The organism is Streptomyces sp. NPDC025806 (assembly GCF_055558275.1).
The window spans coordinates 196,530-215,166 of the sequence record NZ_JBVHMU010000009.1 but is presented as its reverse complement, the minus strand read 5'-3'; the positions used below and the strand labels follow the sequence as shown (position 1 = coordinate 215,166).

Below are 18,637 nucleotides of genomic sequence, written 5' to 3'. Positions count from 1 at the left end.
CGTACAAGGAGTTGCCCCATGACCGGCACCGCACCCGCCGACCTCGTCTTCACCGGCGGTCCCGTCCACACCGGTTCCCCCGCCCGCTCGCGGGCCCGCAGTGTGGCCGTGCGCGGCGAGCGGATCGTCGCCGTAGGACATGACGAGGTGCGGGAGCTGATCGGCCCGCGCACCGAGGTCGTCGACCTGGGCGGGAAGCTGCTGATCCCCGGGTTCCAGGACGCGCACATCCATCCGGTCGGCGGCGGCATCGAGATGGGCCAGTGCGATCTGAGCCACGCGGAGACCCTGCCGCAGTACCAGGAGCTGATCGCGGCGTACGCCGCCGCGCACCCGGACGAGAAGTGGATCACCGGCGGCGGCTGGTCCATGGAGGCCTTCCCCGGTGGACTGCCGACGGCCGCCGAGCTGGACGCCCTGGTGCCCGACCGGCCCGCGTACCTCGTCAACCGCGACCACCACGGCGCCTGGGTCAACTCGGCCGCGCTGCGCCTGGCCGGCATCGACCGGCACACGCCCGACCCGGCCGACGGGCGGATCGAGCGGGACGCGGACGGCGAGCCGACCGGCATGCTCCAGGAGGGCGCGGCGAACCTGGTCGGCCGGCTGCTTCCGGAGGTCACCCGCGAGGAGCGGATCGCCGGGCTGCTGCGCGCGCAGGAGCTGCTGCACTCGCTCGGCGTCACGGCCTGGCAGGACGCGCTGCTCGGCTCGCACGCCAATCTGAACGACCCGACGGACGCGTATCTGGCCTGCGCGGACGACGGCCGCCTCACCGCCCGCGTGGTCGGCGCCCTGTGGTGGGACCGAGCGCGGGGCACCGAGCAGATCGAGGAGCTGATCGCCCGCCGCGCGGCGGGCACCCGGGGCCGGCTGCGCTCCACGAGCGTGAAGATCATGCAGGACGGGGTCGCGGAGAACGGCACGGCCGCACTGCTCGGCCCGTACCTGGACAGCTGCGGCTGCCAGAGCGACAACAGCGGCATCAGCTTCGTGCCGCCGGAGGACCTCAAGAAGTACGTGACCGCACTGGACGCGCACGGGTTCCAGGTCCACTTCCACGCGCTCGGCGACCGGGCCGTCCGCGAGGCGCTCGACGCGGTGGAGGCCGCCCGCGAGGCCAACGGCTGGACGGACCACCGGCCGCACCTGGCCCATCTCCAGGTGGTGCACCCGGACGACATCGGCCGTTTCCGCGCGCTCGGCGCGACCGCGAACATGCAGCCGCTGTGGGCGGCGCACGAGCCGCAGATGGACGAGCTGACCATCCCGTTCCTGGGCGCGGAGCGGGCCGGGTGGCAGTACCCGTTCGGCGAACTGCTGCGGGCGGGCGCGACGCTCGCCGCGGGCAGCGACTGGCCGGTGAGCAGCCCGGACCCGCTGGAGGGCATCCACGTGGCGGTGAACCGGCTCGTGCCGGAGGCGCCCGAGGGCACCCCGGTGTTCCTTCCGGAACAGCGCCTGTCGCTGCAGGACGCGCTCACCGCGTACACGGCGGGCAGCGCGTACGTGAACGGGCTCGATGCCGAGACCGGCACGATCACGCCCGGGTACCTGGCCGATCTGGTGGTCCTGGACCGGGACCCGTTCGCGGGCCCGGCCGAGGAGATCGCGGCGACACGGGTCGAGCAGACGTACGTCGGGGGCCGGCGCGTGTTCGGCTAGGTCCTGCCGAAGCCGGAAGCCGGGGCGCGGGCCGGCCCCCGTACGGTCACACCTGCGACTTGTGCAGTTCGAACCGTGCGATGTGCACGTCGGCCCGCGCCTGGGTGATCCGCAGTCGGAAGCGGCGGGCCGTGACCGGTGCGGTGAGCGCGAGGATGCGGGCGGCGCCGACGGTGCCCGCGCCGGTGACGGCGGTCCAGCCGCCGTCACCCTCGGCCTCGACGACGAAGCTCTCGACCTGCTGGCCGTGCCGGATGTCCTCCGCGAGCCGGATCCGGTCCACGGCCACCGGGCGGCCGAGATCGACGGTGCGGGTGCCCGCGTCGTCGACGGTGACTTTCGCGTCCCGCGCGAGATCGCCCGGCAGCTCGCGGTCGGTGCGCTCGCGGAACTCCTTCAGCCGGGTGACGTCGGCGGCCGGGAGCAGGCCGTTCGTGTCCGGCGGCACGTTGAGCAGGAGCACGGCGCCGCGGCCCACCGAGCGGAACCAGATGTCGGTGAGCTGCGCGACCGACTTGGGCTGCTGGTCCGCGTGGTAGAACCAGCCGGGCCGGATCGACACGTCGCACTCGGCCGGCCACCACTGGAGGTACGCGGCCTTGGTGCGGGCCTCCAGGAGCGCGTCGCGGCTGCCGTCGTCGGGCGCGTCGTAGCGCAGCGCGTAGTCGTACTTGCCGTTGCCGGTGTCCTTGACCGGGATGACGCTCCACTCGTTCTCGCGGGCCAGTCCGCCCTCGTTGCCGACCCAGCGGACGTCGGGCCCGGACACGGCGATCGAGGCGTCCGGGGCGAGTGCGCGGATCAGCGCGTACCAGCTGTCCCAGTCGTACTTCTCGACCTTGTCCGGCGGGATCCGGCCCTGGGAGCCGTCGAACCAGACCTCGTCGACGGGCCCGTACTCGGTGAGCACCTCGTAGAGCTGGTTGAGCATGTGCGCGCCGTAGTCGGTGGCGTCGAGCTCGTACGTGGGCAGGTCGCGTCCGGCGCGGTCGTCGCCGTCGACCAGGGCGGGGATCGTGCGGGGGGAGCGGGCGCTGCCGTTGGCGTAGACGCCGTCGAGGTACTGGTTCTCGTCGGCGGGCGAGACGTAGACGCCGACCTTGATGCCGTGGCGGCGCATGGACGCGGCGAAGTCGCGCAGGACGTCGCCCTTGCCGCCGCGCCAGCTGCTGGAGCGGACGCTGTGGCCGGTGTACCGGGACGGGTAGAGGACGAAGCCGTCGTGGTGCTTGACGGTGAGGATGGCGAGCTTGAAGCCGCCGTCGGCGAGGGCGCGGGCCCACTGGTCGGTGTCGAGTCCGGTGGGCTGGAAGATCTCCGGGTCCTCGTCGCCGATGCCCCATTCGAGACCGGTGAACGTGTTGACGCCGAAGTGCAGGAACGCGGTCTTCTCCAGGCCCTGCCAGGCGATCTGGCGGGGTGTGGGCCGGACCTGGGACGCCTTGGCGACGAGTTCGTCGAGGGTGTCGTCGGGGCTCACGGGGATCCGGTAGTGGGGTTCGGCGGCGCCGCGCGGGGTCGCCGCGGAGGCGACGGACGCGGGCACGCCGGTCGTGGCGACGGCGGCGGTGGCCGTCGCGGCGAGCAGGAGGTGCCGTCTGCTGAGTGCCATGCGGGGTGGGTCCCTTTCGTTTCGGCCTGGATCCGCTCAGCGCTGGGTGAGGGTCCAGGTCGTGGGGGTCTCCTGGTCCGGCGGGTACTGCACGAGCCCGCCGTCGGGGCCGGCGTCGAGCGTCATGCGGGTGATGGCGTTGGTGAGCGTGAGGCCGCCCGGTGCGCGGGAGAGCTGCCACCGCTGGAGGGTGTTCTTCGGGTCGCAGGTCTCCCAGGTGGCGGCGGAGCCCGGCTGCAGCGGCACGTTGAGCGTGAGCTTGCCGCTGCGGGTCTCCAGGCAGGTGCCGGACGCGGTGTCGGTGAGCGTGGCGTAGCCGTCGGCGGTGCGGCTGACGCGGACCGTGCGGGCGGGGGTGTGTCCGGCGCGGTCGGCGAGGGTGTACGTGCCGTCGGCGACGGGGACGCGGGTCAGGTCCCGGACGCCGGGCGCGGTGCCGACCGCCGCGGCGCGGGCGGTGAAGGCGGCGTAGTCGGGGTCGGGGTGGGCGGCGCCCCAGGTGACCTGGCCGATGTGGGCAAGGGCGGGGGCGGTGGCCTGCGCGACCTCGTTCTCGGTCTCGCCGCGGCCGTTGTCGGGCCAGAGGCTGATCTTGGCGCCGGTGATCCCCTTGCCGGAGGTCAGCTTCTCGCCCTCGAAGCTGCGCGGGTCCCACTGCTCGTCATAGAGCCGGCGGGTGTTGGTGTGGAAGCCGCCGCGCACGAGGTAGAGCGAGTAGGCGGCGTTCATCACCGGGTGGCCCTGGGCGATGAGCGTGCTGGGCTTGACCTTGACGTTCAGCCAGTGCTCGACGGTGGTACCGGGCGCGACGGGCACGGTGTTGGCGCCGGTCAGGCCGTCGTTCCAGATGCGCAGCGCCTTGCCCTTGCTGCGCGCGTAGGCCTCGACGCGGTTGACGAAGTCGATGAACGCGTCCTGGGGTGTGGCGCCCGGGCCGTACTTCTCGCGCGCGTACTCCAGGACGTGCGGGTACTTGGCGAAGTCGGAGCCGAGCATGTACTCGTCGGCGCCCATGTGCCACCAGCGGGCGGGGAAGACGTCCGCGTACTCGTCGACGAGGCTCTTGTAGTAGGCGAACGCCTCGGGCTTGGTGACGTCCAGGCGAGAGGGCTGGGCCTTGCCGTCGGTGTCGACGAGCTGGAGGTCGGGGCGGTTCTCGATCCACGGGTCCATGTGCCCGGGTGAGTTGATCTCGGGGACGATCGTGACGTGGTATTTCTCGCCGAGCGCGACGAGCCGGCGGATCTCGCCCTTGGTGTAGTAGCCCCAGGTGTTGGCCTCGGGGTGTTTGTCGCTCTTGACCTTGATCTCGAGGAGCAGCTGGTTGAGCTTGCGGTAGGCCATGTCGCGGACGAGGTTCTCCAGCCAGTCGGTGGAGATGTGCACGTAGCAGGCGCAGACGCCGACGCCGCGCTCAGCGTAGGCCGGCCGGTCGACGGTCCGCCCGGCCGGGATCGTGTCGCCCCGGGCCAGGAGCTGGAGGAGGGTGCGGGTGCCGTAGAAGGCGCCGGTCTCGGCGGCGCCGGTGATCTCCAGGCGCTGCCCGGCCCGCAGCTCGTAGCCCTCGGCGCCGAGCCGTTCTTGGCCGGGGGCGAGGTCGACGACGATGTCGCCGGCCCTCGCGGGGCCGTCCGTGACGGGCACGGTGCCGTGGCCGGCCGCGCGCAGGTCGCCGGCGAGGGTGCGGGCGACGCGTCGGGACGCGGCGTCGTCGGCGACGAGTCTCGTCCGGTCGCCGAAGGTGTAGGTGCCCGGCTCGGCGGTCCAGTCGGAGAGGGCCGGGAGGGTCTGCGGGGCGGCGGCCTCGGCCCGCGGTGCGGCGTGAGCGGCGGTGGCGGGCAGCGCCGCGACGAGGAGGGCCAGGGCGACGCCGACGATGCGCGGTCTGCGACGCCGGGTGGGCGGTTTCGTACGCGACTCGGTCAACATGAGATCCGAGGATTCCCGCACCCCGGATCATCGGTCCATGGACATCCCCGGTGAATACTTGGACATCCGGTCGGGGCCGCCGGGGACACATCGGATGTTCCGCGCGTCTCGGAGCGCCTGTCGCGAAGCCCCGGACACACGTCGGCCCGCGCCTCCGGTCAGGGGGGCGCGGGCGGGCGATCCACTTCTGTCGAGCCGTGGCGTCGCGTCGGACTCAGTCGACGCTCGGCAGGATGTGCGGCTCGGCGAGATCCTCCTCGTAGCCCGCGAGTCGGATCGGGGCCGAACGGGCCCAGACCTCGAGGCTGCCGAGGCGCTCCGGCCGTCGGCCGGCCCGGTCCGCTCGATCCTTCGGGCGTTGCTCTCGCGTCGTCTTCTCTGGTGTCACCGCGCACTCCTTGTGTGTCGGGGTAACCCTTACCGGCATGACCGGCCCAGCTTCACGCGGGGCACTGGACACCCGATCGGGCTTGAGTGGAAGGCCAGTTCGGGCGCGGTGGCGCCGGTGTCGCTGGTGGAATCGGCCTGTGGTGATCGGCCTTTCCCTGAACGGTCCCCTGGGTCGGGTGGGACCCACGTGCGGTGACCGTTCGGCTACAGCCTAACCATATGAGCGCGGGTCCGCTCACCGGGGCTGAAGATTTTACGTACCTGAGAGGTTTACGTGAGTTCATTCAGCCATGACCGACCGTTCGGGCGCGACTGCTTTTTCCTGTTCTTTCCGCCACAGCCCGACTTGGGCGTTTCAGGAGGTCGGGGCGGGGCGGTCGGTGTCGATGACACGCCCCGGCTCGTCCGTGGGCTGGGTCGAGGGCCGCGAGGTCGCCTCCGGGGAACCGGTGGGTCCGGCGGCCGGAGCCGGGCCTTCCGGGGCCCTGCCGTCCGGCGGGGGCGGGCCCGTCGGGCTGGCCGTCGCGGTGCCCGCCGCCTCGTTCGCGAGGGCGTCGAAGTCCACGTCACCGGTGTTCTCCAGCATGGTGATGTGGTCGAGCACGGTCTGGTTGGCGTCCGTGGCGAGCTCGCGTACGAGCGTGTTGCGGGTCGTGTGGCGGACCTGGGCGATCAGGGCGAACACCTTGCCGTGGGAGTCGCGCAGCAGATTGGCGAACTTCCGCTCATAGTCCTTGCCGCTCGCCGCGCTCAGCTGAGCCAGCCAGCCCTGTTGCTGCGCGTTCGGCTGGCTCGGCAGCTCCACGCCGAGCCGTGCCGCGACCGACCGCACCCGCTGGTCGAGATCGGTGTGCCCGACGACGAGGTGGTCCCCCGCCTCGCGCACGGCCCGCGTCGGCGCCCGCTCCATGGCCTGCTGTCCCGCGGGGATCTCCCAGAGCCCGGCGAGCCGGACCTTCACGATGAAGTCCCGGTCCGTCGCGGACAGCGGGCCCCACCGGGTGGCCACGGTGCCGGCGTCCAGGTTCGCCTGGCCCGTCCCCGACCGGTCGGCGTACGACCAGATCGGGAACGCCAGGGCGCCGACGGTGGCGAGCAGGGCGGCGATGATCAGAGCGGTGCCGTTGACGCGACGCAAGCGGGCCTCCCGGTGACCGGCGTCGGCTCGCCCGTGCGGCGAGCTACGTGGTGGTACGGGAAGATACGGCCGCCGGGTCCGCCGTGTTCACGTCCTCGCGAGGTTCGTCCCCCTCGCTCACGGTGGGTGTACGGCCGCGCCAGGCCCGGACCACGAGCACCACGCCCACCACGGCGACGGCCGCGACGAGCAGTGCCGCGTCCGGGACGTGCCCGCCGACCGCCCGGGCCCATTGCTCGACGGCGAACGAGTCGTCCACGTCCAGCAGTCCGGGCAGCGCCGTCGTCCCGTCGAAGACCAGGAACAGGGTGCCGAGGGCGAGGAAGAAGAGGCCCGAGACGAGGGAGGTCGAGTGGGTCTCGAAGCGACCGATCCGTACGGCCCGGCCGCGCAGGAACCGGCGCTTGCCGAGATCGAACCGCTCCCACAGCAGCGCGAGCAGGAACAGCGGCACGGCCATGCCGAGGGCGTAGACCGCGAGCAGGATCCCGCCGTACACCGGGTGCCCGCCGAGCGCGGCGACCGTCAGGACGCTGCCGAGGATCGGTCCCGCGCAGAAACCGGCGAGCCCGTAGACCGCGCCGAGCGCGTACACGGACAGGGCGGTGGTGGGGCGGATGCGGCCGGTGAGCTCGGTGAGCCGCCGGGAGGTGAAGCCGCGCCCCGCGATCTGGAGCACCCCGAGCGCGATGACGGTCCAGCCCCCGATCGTGACGAGCAGGTCCCGGTGGCCGTAGAAGAACCGTCCGGCGTACGAGCCGGCGGCGCCGAGCGGGACCAGGGTCGTGGCGAGGCCGAGGTAGAAGACGCCGGTGCGGGCGACGAGCCGGGTGGGGCTGTCGATCGAGTAGGCGAAGAACGCGGGGAGCAGCAGTGCGCTGCACGGGCTGAGCAGGGCGAGCAGGCCGCCGAGGAAGGCCGCGAGATAGCCGATGTCGCTCACTTGGCGTCCCGCGCCTTCTTCTCTTCCCGCGCCTTCCGGCTCTCCTGCGCCTTCGCGGTCTCGATGGCCTGCTCGAAGACCGCGTCGGACTGGGCGCCCGCGATGGGCTGACCGTTGATCAGGAAGGAGGGCGTCGAGGTGGCGCCCAGGCTGTAGGCCTCGTCCTGGTCCTTCTTGACGGCGGCGTGGGCCTGTTCGCCGGCGAGGTCGCGGCGGAACCGGTCGAGGTCCTTCACCCCGGCCTCCCGGGCGAGGGCGTCGAGGCGGCCCGCGCCGAAGCCCTTCTCCTTCGCGCCCTCGGCGTAGGCGGCGGCGTGGAACGGCCAGAAGCGGCCCTGCTGCCCGGCGGCCCAGGCGGCGCGCGCCGCGGTCTCGGACTCGGCGCCGAAGATCGGGAAGTTGCGCCACTCGATGCGCAGGGTGCCGTCCTCGACGTACTTCTTGACGAGGCCGGGCTCGGTGTCGCGGGCGAACTTGCCGCAGTAGCCGCACCGGAAGTCGGCGTACTCGATGAGGACTACCGGCGCGTCGGCGCGGCCCTGCGCCAGCGGGTCCTTCGTCTCGCGGCGGGCGAGCTTCACGAGCGCCTGCGTGGTCTCGTCGGCGGGCCCCTGCTCGACGGTCGCGGCGCTGCCGGTGCTCCCGGCGTCGCGCGACTCGGGCTTGGTGGCGGTGTACGAGACGAGGCCGAGCAGGGCGGCGGCCACGGCGACGCCGGCGCCGATCGCGAGGGGACGGGCGGTCTTCTTCTTCTCGGGCATGCCGAAAGGTCCTTGCGTGATGAGGAGGTGACGGTGCGACGGGTTCCGGGCACGCGGAGGCGGCCCGGGGCGTCGGCTACACGCGCAGGACGGACAGTTCGACGGGTGACGGCGCGTCGGCCGGGGGCGGGGCGCGGCCGGACGGGGTGCGGGGCGCGAGCGCGTCGAGCGGCGCGGCGGCGCCCCGGCCGTGCTCGTGCGCGAGCGGCGCGAGGAGTTCGTGCGCGGCGGTGCCGCGGTGCGGCAGGCCCTGCCGGTCGTCCGGGGCGTTCTGCCGCTGCGGGTCGCAGCCCGGGACCGCGGGCGTCACCTGGTGGCTCGCGCGGACCTCGGTGGCGCCGGGCGCGGCCGAGGCGAAGGACCGGGCGCAGTGCTGAGCACCGAGGACGGACAGGAGCAGCCCGATGAGCACGACGCCCCACAGCACGCGGGTGCGGGGGACGGTGCGGGGCATGCGGGCCATTGTGCCCCACGCGGAGGACGGACCGTTAACGTCCCGTTGACCGGTCCGTCAGGTGTCCATGGTCGGCTGGGGGACGACCACCGGAAGACCTTCGGGAGGAGTCACCCATGCCGTCCCCGCACCGCTTCGAACCGCGCACCGTCGAGGAGTTGATGGCGGCGCTGCGCGACCGCGGCCCCGAGCACGCGCTGCGGACGGCGGCGCTGCTGCGCCGCGCGCACCCCAGCGACAAGGAGCTCCAGCTCGCGGGGCTCGTGCAGGGCCTGGTCGGCGACCCGGGCCGGGCCGCCCCTGCCGAGGCGGTGCGCGGGCTGCTCGGTGAACGGGTGGCCCGTCTGGTGCGGCTGTGCGGAGCGGCCCGGCGCTATCTGGCGGCGGTCGAGCCCGGCGCCGCCCCGGCCGGGTCCGGGACGCGGGGCGGGCCGATGAGTCCGGGCGAGGCGGCCGCGTTCGAGGCCGATCCGCTGGCGCGGGACGCGGTGGCGCTGTGCCGGGCGACGGACGACGCGCACCGCGCGGCGGGTCCGGACGCGGGGGTCGTGGAGGACTGGCGCGAGCTGCTGGAGCGGGCCGCGCAGGGCGCCCTCCGGACGCCCGTCCACAGCCGCTGACCCGCCCCGCTCCCCCGGGGCCCGCACCGTCGCGTCACCGATTTCCCACGTATCCGGCACGGCTGACGCATCGTCAGAACGGGTGCGGTCGTGAGACCGTACGCGCATGACTTCAGGCCCTGTCGAGTCGCCCGGCTCCCTGGCGGGCCGGGCGGCGGTCGTGACCGGGGGCACGCGGGGCATCGGCCTCGCGGTCGCCCGGGAACTGGCCCGCTGCGGCGCCCGGTTGTGCGTGACGGCGCGGGACGCGGCCGGGGTCCGCGAGGCGGTCGCACAACTGCGCGCGGAGGGCGCGGAGTTGATCGGCGTGGCCGGTTCGGTCGCCGATCCGGCGCATCTGTGGGAGGTCACCGAGGCGACCATGGCCGCGTACGGGCGGCTCGACGTCGTGGTGAACAACGCGGCGACGAACCAGCCGTACGGTCCGCTGATGGACGCCGATCCGGACGCCTGGCGCACGGCGTTCACGGTGAACGTGGAGGCGCCGCTGCGGCTCGTGCAGTGTGCGTGGCGGGCCTGGATGAGCGAGCACGGCGGCGCCGTCGTCAACGTGTGCACGGAGGGCGCCGCCCATGTGGGCCCGAACGTCGGCGCGTACGGGACGAGCAAGGCGGCGCTGCTGCATCTGACGGCCCAGCTGGCGGGCGAGCTGGGGCCGGGAGTGCGGGTGAACTCGGTGTCGCCGGGGCTGGTGCGCACCGAGATGGCGCGGTTCGTGTGGGAGCGCGCGGAGGAGAGCGTCGCGGCCGGGCTGCCGAGCGGGCGGATCGGCGAGCCCGGCGACGTGGCGCGGGCGGTGCGCTGGCTGGTGTCCGACGAGGCTGCGTGGATCACCGGGGCGGATCTGCTGGTGGACGGCGGCACGCGGGTGCGTGCCGCCTGACCGGGCGGTGATCCGGGTGCGGTGCAGCGGGAGCTGCGTCACCACTTGCCGGGCTCGTAGTCCTTCAGGAAGACGCCGTACAGGTCCTCGCCGGCCTCGCCGCGCACGACCGGGTCGTAGACGCGGGCCGCGCCGTCGACCAGGTCGAGCGGGGCGTGGAAGCCTTCCTCGGCGAGCCGCAGCTTGTCGTAGTGCGGGCGCTCGTCGGTGATCCAGCCGGTGTCGACGGACGTCATGAGGATGCCGTCGGACTGGAACATCTCCTGGGCGCTGGTGCGCGTCACCATGTTCATCGCGGCCTTGGCCGCGTTCGTGTTCGGGTGGCCCGCGCCCTTGTAGCCGCGGCCGAACACGCCCTCCATCGCCGACACGTTGACGACGTACGCGCGTCCGCTGGCGGCCTTCTTGGCGGCCTCGGCCATGGCCGGGCGGAGCTTGCTGATGAGGATGAACGGCGCCGTGTAGTTGCACAGCTGGGTCTCGAGGAGCTCCACCGGGGAGATCTGCTCGATGGTCTGCACCCAGGTGTTGGAGTCGACGACGTCCGGCACGAGGCCGCCCGCGTCGATGGCGGTGCCGGCGAGGTGCCGCTCCACGCTCGCGTTGCCCGCGACGAGCGCGAGGTCGGCGACCTGCTGGGCGTCGATGCCGCTGGTGCCGAGCGGCAGCGCGGCGATGCCGTCGACGGCTCCCGAGTTGAACGCGCCGATGACGTGGTGCGGGGGCAGGACGCCCGCGGGCAGCGGGGCGCTCTCGCCGTCGACGAGGGCCGCGTAGGCGGAGGGCAGGCGGCGCACGGTCTGCGTCGCGTTGTTGATCAGGATGTCGAGCGGGCCCGCGTCGGCGACCTGGTCGGCGAGGGCCACGGCCTGCGCGGGGTCGCGCAGGTCGATGCCGACGACCTCCAGGCGGTCGATCCAGTCCGCGGAGTCCTCCATCGCCTTGAAGCGGCGGATGGCGTCCTTGGGGAAGCGGGTCGTGATCGTGGTGTGGGCGCCGTCGCGCAGCAGTCGCAGGGCGATGTACATGCCGATCTTGGCCCGGCCGCCGGTGAGCAGGGCGCGCTTGCCGGTCAGGTCGGCGCGGACGTCACGCTTGGCGCGGTTCACGCGCGCGCAGTCCGGACAGAGCTGGTGGTAGAAGTAGTCGACCTCGACGTACCGGGTCTTGCAGGTGTAGCAGGAGCGCGGGCGCTGCAGTATCCCCGCGATCCGGCCCTCCTCGGTCTGCGAGCTCGGCAGCAGGCCCTCGGTCTCGTCGTCGATGCGCTCGGCGGAGCCGGTCGCGGTCGCCTCGGTGACGGCCTTGTCGTGGGCGGTCTTGGCGGCACGCCGCTCCTGGCGGCGGCGCTGCTTCACGGTGCGGTAGATGCCCGCGGTGGCGCGCCGGACGGCGATCGCGTCGGGGTGGTCGACGTCGAGCTCGTCCAGCTCGTCCAGCACGCTCAGGCAGACGGCGAGCCGCTCGGGGTCGATGCCCGGGCCGTACGCGGTGTCCGTGGCCTCGGCCGCCGTCGGGGCCTGGTTGTCCTCTGTCACGGTCATCGCCGCTGCTGTTCCTCGTGTCGCTCGTGCCGCTGCGATGCCCAGGGGTCGCGCGGCTGCCAAAAGGCGGCACCTTACAGGTCGCTCAGCTGATCCCGCCAGCTCCGGAGGATACTGGGGCGACCGGGGTGGGCCAAATGACGGACGTCACGCCCGGGAGGCGCCACCGGGGCTCGCGGCGCGCTCGCACTCCTCGGTCAGCACCCTCAGCTCGGTGCGCAGCGCCGCCGCGAGCACGTCGAGGTCGGGCACGGCGACGCCGTCGGCCACGAGTCCGTAGTGCACCCGCCCCCGGTACGTGGAGACGGCGACGGCGAGCGACTGGCCCTGGGCGAGCGGGGCCAGCGGGAACACCTCGGTGAGCGGGCAGCCGCCGAGCTTCAGGCCGAGGCTGGGCAGCGGGACGCTGGTGACGAGCAGGTCGAACAGGAGCCGGGCGTTCTGCCCGACGAAGGAGCCGCCGAGGCGGTGGCCGAGCGGCGGGACGTGGTCGGCGAGCAGGGCGACCGCGCCGGCGCCGCGGCTCGGGCCGTGGTCCTTGCGGCGGTCCATGGTGGCCCGTACGACGCGCAGCCGCTCCAGGGGGTCGCGCTCGCCGACGGGGAGCCGGACCAGGTAGCCGGACAAGCGGTTGCCCTGGGGGGTCGCGGTGCGGGGGCGGCGGCGGGAGACGGGGACCAGGGCGCGGGGCTCGACGCCCTCGCTGCCGTCGCCGCGCTCGTCGAGCCAGCGCCGGACGGCTCCGGCGACCAGGGCGATGAGCACGTCGTTGACGGTGCCGCCGACGGTCTTGCGGATGCGGTGCACGTCGTCGAGGTCGAGCACGACGCCGGCGGTGCGCCGGGTGCCGCTGCCGGGCGAGGTGAGGGCGGGCGAGGTGCGCACGCCCAGGGTGGCGCGGGCGACGGAGGCGCCGATGGACAGGGCCTGCGCGGTGCTGCCGACGACGGAGCGGACGTGGTCGGGGTAGCGGCGCGGGTCGAGGTCGGCGAGGGTGAGCTCGCGCATTCCGGAGAAGGGCAGGCGCAGGCCGCGCCCGCGCTGCGGCTCGGGTTTCGGGGCGCGGGAGAGTGGCAGGTCCGTCGGGTCCATGACGGCGGCGGCGAGGGTGAGGGCGCGCAGGCCGTCGGCGAGGGCGTGGTGGAACTTGAACAGGACGGCGAAGCCGGAGCCGTCCGCCGCGGGCAGCACATGGGCCTCCCACGGGGGCCTGCGGCGGTCGAGGGGCCGCTCCATGAGGGCGCCGGCGGCGGCGTGGAAGTTCTCGACGGGGACGCCGAGCCGGACGTGCTCGCGCGGGTCGAAGTCGCGGACGGGCACCCGGGCGGCGCCGCCGACGGGGAACAGGACCCCGGCCAGGCGCATGCGCAGCCCGGGGACGGCGGCGGCGCGGGAGGCGAGCAGCTCGTACGCGTGCCGGGCGGCGCTCTTCCCGTCCCCGGCTCCGTCGAAGACGCCGAGGGCGCCCAGGTGCATGGGGTGCTCGGCGGTCTCGATGTTCCAGAACGCCAGGTCGAGGGGGGCGAGCAGGTCCGAACTCTGCACAGTCATGGAGTGCTCTCGCGTCGAGGACAGGGGAGTCGCAGTCAACCCCGATCGATCGATTACGGTCAAGTACGATCCGCGCACACACAGTTAACAGTTGATTAAGACGCGTCCGAATGGTGCGCGGGGTGACGCGTGGGGCAGAAGTGCTCTGCCGGATCAGGCGGCGAGCACCGCAGGCCGCCTCGCCACGAGCAGCTGGACCCCGACGGCGAGGGCGCAGGCCGCCCCTCCCCCGGCCCAGATCGCGAGATAGGCGGCCCGCGACGGAGTGTCCGTCGGGCCGATCACCAGGCCCGCGAGGACGGTGCCGAACGCGGCCCCGCCGATGCTGCCGCCGAGGGTCTTGAGGTTGTTGTAGACGGCGGTGACGCTCGCCGTGCGGTCGGCCGGACCGGCCTCGACGACGACGGTGGGCAGTCCGCCGAGCGCGAGACCGCAGCCGATCCCGGTGAGCGCGTTGGCGGCGCTGAACGGCGCGAGCGCGGTGTTCGCCCCGATCAGGCCCAGGTATCCGGCCGCCAGGAGGGTGAACGCCAGAAGGAGGAGGCGCCGGTAGCCCAAGCGGGCGGCGAGCGGGGCGCAGAGCACGGAACCGGCGAACGCGGTGAGGTGCGGGACGACGCCGTAGACGCTGATCTGCCAGGCAGCGAGTCCGAAGCCGTATCCCTCGTCGCCGGGTGAGGCGGCCATGAAGCTGACCCCGACGGCCTGCCCGCCGAGCATCACGGCGCCGAGCACGAACGCGGACGCGAAGTAGGGCGCGCTGCGCCGGCCGACCAGGGCGCGGACGTCCACGAGCGGGTGCGGGTGGGCCAGTTCGAGCCGCGTCCACACCGCCAGGAGCACGACGGCCAGGAGCAGTCCGCCGAGGGTGAGCGGGGAGCCCCAGCCCCAGGCCGCCGCGCGGGAGACCGCGCCGAGCAGGACGACGAGGGCGAGCGCGAGCAGGACGGCGCCCGCGCGGTCCATGCGCCCCTCGGCCCGGGTGCCGGACTCGGGGATCGCGGTGAAGGACACGGCGACGCAGGCCGCGGCGAGCGCGGTGAGGACGAACAGGGTGAGGCGCAGATCGCCGGTCAGCGAGAGCAGGGGCCCGGCGAGCGCGTGCCCGAGGACCGAGCCGAGGGTCAGCGCGCCGACGAGGAGGCCGACGGCCCGACGCCCGCCGCCGACGCTGAGCCGGTCCCGGACGAGGCCGATCTCCAGCGGAAGCAGCGCCGCGAGGGGACCCATCAGGGCGCGGCCCACGAGGAGCACCGCAAGGTTGGGGGCGCAGGCGACGAGCAGGGTGCCGACCGCGATCGTGGCGAGTGCGACCCGGATCAGCCGGCGGTGTCCGTACAGGTCGCCGAGCCGCCCGAAGGCCGGGACGCTGATCGCGGCGGCCAGGAACTGGACGGTGGTGAACCACTGGGCCTGGCCCGTGGTGATGCCCTGCCAGTCCTGGACGGAGGGGACGAGGGGGACGGCAGCGCCCTGGAGGAAGCCGCTGACCAGCTCGAAGGCGACGAGTAGTCCGACGACCGTACGGACTCTGCCGTCGGCCGGGGCCGTCATGCCGCGCCGCCGCGGGCGAGGCGCCGCTCGGCGAGCTCGGTGAGCAGGGCGGCCTGCCGGCCGAGCACCCGGTCGTCGAAGACGGCGTGCGGCGAGTGGTTCATGGGGGCGGTCGACGCGTCGACGCCCTCGGGGGCGGCGCCCACGAGAAGCATCGTGCCGGGGGTGCGTCGCAGGACGAACGCGAAGTCCTCGGAGCCGTTGGCCGGGTGCGGGGCTTCCAGGACCTGGGTCGGGCCGAGCAGTTCGCGGGCGGCCTCCAGGGCGAAGGCGGTCTCGCCCGGGTCGTTGACGGTGACCGGGTACTGGACCCGGTAGTCGGTCTCGGCGTCGACGCCGTGGGCCTCGGCGATGCCGCGCACCAGCCGCGGCAGGCCCTCGATGAGCTGCGCGTGGGCGGCCTCCGAGTAGCTGCGCACGGTGGCCTCGAAGGTAGCGGTCTCCGGGATGACGTTCGCCTGGGTGCCGGCGTGGAAGCTGCCGACGGTGACGACGACGGGGTCGAAGATGTCGAAGCGGCGGGTGACCCAGTTCTGCAGGGCGGTGACGATCTCGCAGGCGACCGGGACGGGGTCCTTCGCGCTGTGCGGGGTGGAGCCGTGGCCGCCCGCGCCGCGCACGGTGACCGTCAGGACGTCGGAGGCGGAGGTGACGGTGCCGGGGCGGGTGGCGACGAGGCCGCCGGGCAGCCGGTTCGCCGCGACGTGCAGGGCGAACGCGGCGTCGAGCGGCTTGCCCGCGGCGTCGAGGACGCCCTCCTCGATCATCCGCCCGGCGCCGTTGTGCCCCTCCTCGCCGGGCTGGAACATGAACACGACGTCGCCGCGGAGGTGTTCGCGGCGCTCGGCGAGCAGCGTCGCGGCGCCGACGAGCCCGGCGGTGTGCAGGTCGTGGCCGCAGGCGTGCATCGCACCGGGCACCTCGGAGGCGTAGTCGAGGCCGGTCTTCTCGCTGACGGGCAGAGCGTCCATGTCGCCGCGCAGCAGGACGGCACCGCCGGGCCGGCCGCCGCGCAGGACGGCGGTCACGGATCCGATGGCCCGGCCGGGGGTGATCTCCAGGGGCAGTCCGTCGAGCGCGGCGAGGACCTTCTCCTGGGTGCGGGGCAGCGCCAGGCCGAGCTCGGGCTCGCGGTGCAGGGCGCGGCGCAGCCGGACCAGGTCGGGCTGGAGTTCACGGGCTCGTTCGGTGATCGACATCGGGGAGGAACCTCCTGGTACGGTCCGGCAGGGTGGAGCGGGTGCGCTCAGGGTGCTGTGCCACCGCAGGAACGCCGCCCGGATCGCAGGGAAAACGCAGAGAGGTGGCAGCGCGTGCAGGAATTCGGCGGGGCGCTGGACGATCTCGACCAGGCGCTCGTGCACGCCCTCCAGATCGCGCCGCGGGCCGGGTGGGCGCGGATCGGCGCGGCGCTCGGCGTGGACCCGGTGACGGTGGCGCGCCGCTGGGGCCGGCTGACCGAGGCGGGCGCCGCGTGGGTGAGCTGTCATCCCGGGCCCGTCCTGGCGGAGAGCGGCCAGGGCTGTCTCGCGTTCGTCGAGGTGGACTGCGCGAACGGCCGGGTGCCGGAGGTGGCCCGGGCGCTCGCCGCCGAGCCGCACGTCATCGCCGTCGAGCACGTCAGCGGTGAGCGCGACCTGCTGATCACCCTGATCGCGCCCCGGCTGGCGGCGGTCACGCGCTGGGTGACGCACCGGCTCGGCGCCCTGCCCGGCGTCGTCACGGCCCGCACCCATCTGGCGAGCACCGTCTACACCGAGGGCAGCCGGTGGCGACTGCGGGCGCTCGACGCGGGGCAGATCGCCCGGCTCACCGAGTCGGCGCCGCCGCGCGGGGACACGTCGGTGTTCGAGCTGACCGACCTCGACCACGCCCTGTTCGCGGAGCTGTCGGTGGACGGCAGGATCGGCCATCGCGCGCTCGCCGAACGCTGCGGTGCGGGCCCGGACACGGTGCGCCGCCGGGTCAACCGGCTGCTGGCCTCGGGCATGGCCCAGCCGCGCTGCGAGGTGGCGCGCCCGCTGTCGGAGTGGCCGGTGTCCCTGGTCCTGTGGGGGCGCAGCGCGCCCGACGGGCTGCGGGCGGTGGCGCAGCAGGTCACGGGCGCGCGCGAGGTGCGGCTGTGCGCGGGGGTGATCGGCCGGCACAACCTGAAGGTGATCGCCTGGGTGCGCTCCCTGGACGACGCGCAGCGTTTCGAGGTGCGGCTCGCGGAGCGGGTGCCCGCCCTGACGGTCGTCGACCGGGCGGTGGCCCTGTGGCCGGTGAAGCTGAACGGGCACCTGCTCGACGAGAACGGCTACCGCACGGGCGCGGTCCCGATCGACGCCCGGGACGCGGGCCGGGTCCGAGCACCCGGCCCGGCCCGGCTCAGCGCACCGCCTGTCCCTTCCCGAGCGCGATCACTCCGGTCTTCGACACCGTGTAGAGCTCGGCGTCGCGCCCCGGATTGACGCCGATCGTGGCACCGGCCGGGACCTCGACGTTCTTGTCCAGGACGGCGCCGCGCACCACCGCTCCCCTGCCGACCCGCACGTTGTCGTGCAGGACCGAGCCCTGGACGACGGCGCCGTCGCCGATCTCCACGCCCGGTGACAGCACGGAGCGGGTGACCTGGCCGCGGATGACGCAGCCGGGGCTGACGATCGACCCGCTCGCGATGCCGCCCGCGCAGAACCGGGCGGGCGGCAGCTGCCCGGGGTGGGTGTAGATGGGCCAGCGCCGGTTGTCGAGGTTGAAGACGGGCTGGTCCGAGATGAGGTCCATGTGGGCCTCGTAGTAGGCGTCGAGGGTGCCGACGTCGCGCCAGTAGCCGTGGTCGCGCTCGGTCTCGCCGGGCACGTGGTTGCCGTCGAAGTCGTAGACCTGGGCGACGCCGCGCTCGGTGAGCAGGGGCAGGATCGAACCGCCCATGTCGTGCGCCGAGGTGCCGTCCTCGGCGTCCTGCTGGAGGGCGTCGACGAGGGTCTTGGTGGTGAACAGGTAGTTGCCCATCGAGGCGAACACCTGGCCCGTGCTGCCGGGCAGCGGCGGCGGGTCGGCCGGCTTCTCCAGGAAGGACTCGACGCGGGTGCCGTCGCGCGCGGGCGTGATCACGCCGAACTGGGAGGCCTCGGTGCGCGGCACCCGGATGCCGGCGACGGTGACGCCCGCCCCGTTCTCGATGTGCTGGGCGAGCATCTGGCGCGGGTCCATGCGGTACACGTGGTCGGCGCCGAACACGGCGATGTAGTCGGGCTGTTCGTCGTGGACGAGGTTGAGGGACTGCAGGATCGCGTCGGCGCTGCCGGAGAACCAGCGCGGGCCGAGCCGCTGCTGGGCGGGCACCGGGGTGACGTAGTTGCCGAGCAGGCTCGACATGCGCCAGGTGGTCGTCACGTGCCGGTCGAGGGAGTGGGACTTGTACTGGGTGAGCACGCAGATCCGCAGAATGTCGCCGTTCACCAGGTTCGACAGGACGAAGTCGACGAGCCGGTAGGTGCCGCCGAAGGTGACCGCGGGTTTCGCCCGGTCCGCGGTGAGCGGTAACAGCCGCTTGCCCTCTCCTCCCGCCAGTACGATCCCGAGCACCGAAGGTCCACCGCGCATGCCAA

The 18,637-nt window shown here is 73.6% G+C and carries 16 protein-coding genes; 4 read left to right on the top strand and 12 right to left on the bottom strand.

Going from position 1 to position 18,637, the window contains the following annotated elements:
- The first annotated feature begins 18 nt into the window (after positions 1-18).
- Positions 19-1,665, top strand: a complete 1,647-nt coding sequence (locus ACZ4E1_RS22220; protein ID WP_467541689.1) for an amidohydrolase — start codon at positions 19-21, stop codon at positions 1,663-1,665.
- A 46-nt stretch (positions 1,666-1,711) separates the two neighbouring features.
- Here ACZ4E1_RS22220 and ACZ4E1_RS22215 read toward each other — a convergent pair whose 3' ends face one another.
- The 7 genes from ACZ4E1_RS22215 to ACZ4E1_RS22185 form a co-directional block, all read right to left on the bottom strand.
- Positions 1,712-3,277, bottom strand: a complete 1,566-nt coding sequence (locus ACZ4E1_RS22215; RefSeq protein ID WP_467541687.1) for an alpha-L-fucosidase — start codon at positions 3,275-3,277, stop codon at positions 1,712-1,714.
- Positions 3,278-3,313: 36 nt separating this feature from the next.
- The gene (locus ACZ4E1_RS22210; protein WP_467541685.1) at positions 3,314-5,206 is read right to left on the bottom strand and encodes a family 20 glycosylhydrolase; all 1,893 of its coding nucleotides are present in this window, start codon (positions 5,204-5,206) and stop codon (positions 3,314-3,316) included.
- Between the two features lie 214 nt (positions 5,207-5,420).
- The gene (locus ACZ4E1_RS22205; protein ID WP_188335693.1) at positions 5,421-5,594 is read right to left on the bottom strand and encodes a hypothetical protein; all 174 of its coding nucleotides are present in this window, start codon (positions 5,592-5,594) and stop codon (positions 5,421-5,423) included.
- A 357-nt stretch (positions 5,595-5,951) separates the two neighbouring features.
- Entirely contained in the window at positions 5,952-6,734 is a 783-nt protein-coding gene (locus ACZ4E1_RS22200) for a DUF4142 domain-containing protein (protein WP_467541683.1), read from the bottom strand.
- 43 nt (positions 6,735-6,777) lie between these two features.
- Positions 6,778-7,677: a cytochrome c biogenesis CcdA family protein gene (locus ACZ4E1_RS22195; protein WP_467541681.1), complete on the bottom strand. Its 900-nt coding sequence runs from the start codon at positions 7,675-7,677 to the stop codon at positions 6,778-6,780.
- The gene (locus ACZ4E1_RS22190; RefSeq protein WP_467541679.1) at positions 7,674-8,438 is read right to left on the bottom strand and encodes a DsbA family protein; all 765 of its coding nucleotides are present in this window, start codon (positions 8,436-8,438) and stop codon (positions 7,674-7,676) included. The genes ACZ4E1_RS22195 and ACZ4E1_RS22190 overlap by 4 nt, the downstream gene beginning before the upstream one ends.
- Before the next feature lie 76 nt (positions 8,439-8,514).
- Complete coding sequence (locus ACZ4E1_RS22185) at positions 8,515-8,892, bottom strand: hypothetical protein (RefSeq protein ID WP_467541677.1); 378 nt, start codon at positions 8,890-8,892, stop codon at positions 8,515-8,517.
- 116 nt (positions 8,893-9,008) lie between these two features.
- On the opposite strand from ACZ4E1_RS22185, the gene ACZ4E1_RS22180 reads away from it, so the two are divergent.
- Both ACZ4E1_RS22180 and ACZ4E1_RS22175 read left to right on the top strand, forming a co-directional pair.
- Positions 9,009-9,512, top strand: coding sequence for an HD domain-containing protein (locus ACZ4E1_RS22180; protein ID WP_467541675.1), 504 nt, complete (start codon positions 9,009-9,011; stop codon positions 9,510-9,512).
- Between the two features lie 106 nt (positions 9,513-9,618).
- Positions 9,619-10,395, top strand: coding sequence for an SDR family oxidoreductase (locus ACZ4E1_RS22175; protein WP_467541673.1), 777 nt, complete (start codon positions 9,619-9,621; stop codon positions 10,393-10,395).
- A gap of 38 nt (positions 10,396-10,433) precedes the next feature.
- Here the strand turns inward: ACZ4E1_RS22175 and ACZ4E1_RS22170 are convergent, their stop codons facing one another.
- The 4 genes from ACZ4E1_RS22170 to ACZ4E1_RS22155 form a co-directional block, all read right to left on the bottom strand.
- A complete protein-coding gene (locus ACZ4E1_RS22170) occupies positions 10,434-11,939 on the bottom strand; it encodes an SDR family NAD(P)-dependent oxidoreductase (protein ID WP_467541671.1) in 1,506 nt (501 codons plus the stop codon).
- A 147-nt stretch (positions 11,940-12,086) separates the two neighbouring features.
- Entirely contained in the window at positions 12,087-13,490 is a 1,404-nt protein-coding gene (locus ACZ4E1_RS22165; protein WP_467541669.1) for a wax ester/triacylglycerol synthase family O-acyltransferase, read from the bottom strand.
- A gap of 153 nt (positions 13,491-13,643) precedes the next feature.
- Positions 13,644-15,044, bottom strand: coding sequence for an MFS transporter (locus ACZ4E1_RS22160; RefSeq protein ID WP_467541667.1), 1,401 nt, complete (start codon positions 15,042-15,044; stop codon positions 13,644-13,646).
- Positions 15,041-16,243 carry a M20 metallopeptidase family protein gene (locus tag ACZ4E1_RS22155; RefSeq protein WP_467541664.1) on the bottom strand — a complete coding sequence of 401 codons (1,203 nt, stop codon included), beginning with the start codon at positions 16,241-16,243 and terminating at the stop codon, positions 15,041-15,043. Before ACZ4E1_RS22155 ends, ACZ4E1_RS22160 begins: the two co-directional genes overlap by 4 nt.
- 114 nt (positions 16,244-16,357) lie before the next feature.
- Here ACZ4E1_RS22155 and ACZ4E1_RS22150 point away from each other — a divergent pair, with 114 nt between their 5' ends.
- Positions 16,358-17,497, top strand: a complete 1,140-nt coding sequence (locus ACZ4E1_RS22150; RefSeq protein WP_467541662.1) for an Lrp/AsnC family transcriptional regulator — start codon at positions 16,358-16,360, stop codon at positions 17,495-17,497.
- On the opposite strand, the gene glgC is transcribed toward ACZ4E1_RS22150, so the two are convergent.
- Positions 17,415-18,632, bottom strand: coding sequence for a glucose-1-phosphate adenylyltransferase (gene glgC, locus ACZ4E1_RS22145; protein ID WP_467541660.1), 1,218 nt, complete (start codon positions 18,630-18,632; stop codon positions 17,415-17,417). The genes ACZ4E1_RS22150 and glgC overlap by 83 nt on opposite strands.
- Positions 18,633-18,637: the final 5 nt, after the last annotated feature.